Consider the following 1,471-nt stretch of genomic DNA (forward strand, 5'->3'; position numbering starts at 1 on the left):
GAGATATTGTCAAGACCTGTGGATGAGGGTGTTTCAGGCGACCTCCGTTTCGCTTGATTCGTCGGGCTCAGCGGGTGAGATGTCGATGGGTCGTTCGAGCAGCTTGCCTTTGTGGAACACCGCGCCGGCACGGACCAGCGCGACCAGATGGGGGGCGTTGACCGCCCGCCAGCGGGCTTGTGCGGCGTCGATCAGCTTGTAGGCCATGGCAATCCCCGCTGCGCGTGACCCAGGGCCCTTGGTGACCTTGGTTCGCAACCGCACGGTCGCAAACGTCGATTCGATCGGATTCGTAGTGCGCAAGTGGATCCAGTGCTCGGCCGGGTACCGGTAGAACTCCAGGAGCACGTCGGCGTCGTCGACGATCTTGGCGACCGCCTTGGGGTACTTCGCGCCGTAATCTACCTCGAAGGCCTTGATCGCGACCTGGGCCTTGTCGATGTCCTCGGCGTTGTAGATTTCCCGCATCGCCGCGGTCGCACCTGGATGAGCCGACTTGGGCAGCGCAGCAAGCACATTGGCCTGCTTGTGAAACCAGCAGCGCTGTTCACGGGTATCCGGAAACACCTCCCGCAGTGCCTTCCAGAACCCCAGCGCCCCATCACCGACGGCCAGCACCGGGGCGGTCATCCCGCGGCGTCGGCATGAGCGCAGCAGATCAGCCCACGACTCTGTGGACTCCCGGAACCCATCGGTGAGCGCGACGAGCTCCTTGCGGCCGTCGGCGCGGACGCCGATCATCACGAGCAAGCACAGCTTCTCCTGCTCCAGGCGGACCTTGAGATGGATGCCGTCGACCCATAGGTACACGAAATCGGTGCCCGAGAGATCCCGGTCGGCGAAGGCCTTCGCCTCGTCCTGCCATTGCGCGGTCAGCCGGGTGATCGTCGAGGCCGACAGCCCGGCACCAGTGCCGAGGAACTGCTCCAACGCCGCACCGAAGTCGCCGCTGGACAGCCCGTGCAGGTACAGCAGCGGCAACACCTCGGTCATCTGCGGGGACTTGCGTGACCACGCCGGCAGGATCGCCGAGGAAAACCGTTGCCGTTCACCGGTCTCGGCGTCGACACGGCGGTCGTTGACCCGCGGTGCGGTCACCGTCACCGCCCCCGCCGCGGTGAGCACGTCACGCTCGTGGTGATAGCCGTTGCGGACCACCAGCCGCCGGCCGTGCTCATCGAGATGCTCGGCGAACTGCTCGATGTATGCGGCGACTTCGGCGGCCAACGCCGCCGCGAGCATCTGCCGGGCACCGTCGCGAACGATCTCGTCAAGCAACGACCGACCAACACCGCTGTCGTCGTTGGAGGATTGCTGATCCTGAACTACCGTGAGCATGGGCGTACCTTCCCGAACCAGCGCGCCAACGCCGGTCCTGATCAGAGCTGATGGAATTTCAGATCATTCCCGGGAAGGTGCGCCCACTCACGCCGCCTCGCCGAGAACCATCCACAGGTTCTGATCATTGCTC

The 1,471-nt window shown here is 64.8% G+C and carries 1 protein-coding gene; it reads right to left on the reverse strand.

Features of this window, described 5'->3' with window-relative positions; genetic code table 11:
• Positions 1-33: 33 nt before the first annotated feature.
• Positions 34-1,338, reverse strand: coding sequence for an IS256-like element ISRer3 family transposase (locus tag A2J01_RS30425; protein ID WP_042927240.1), 1,305 nt, complete (start codon positions 1,336-1,338; stop codon positions 34-36).
• Positions 1,339-1,471 lie beyond the last annotated feature (133 nt).

Source organism: Rhodococcus sp. EPR-134 (genome assembly GCF_001647205.1).
Lineage (GTDB): Bacteria > Actinomycetota > Actinomycetes > Mycobacteriales > Mycobacteriaceae > Rhodococcus_F > Rhodococcus_F qingshengii.

What these genes read in the sequence shown, in the direction of transcription:
- A2J01_RS30425 (WP_042927240.1), bottom strand. Translation starts at nt 1,338, where the DNA reads ATGCTCACGGTAGTTCAGGATCAGCAATCCTCCAACGACGACAGCGGT.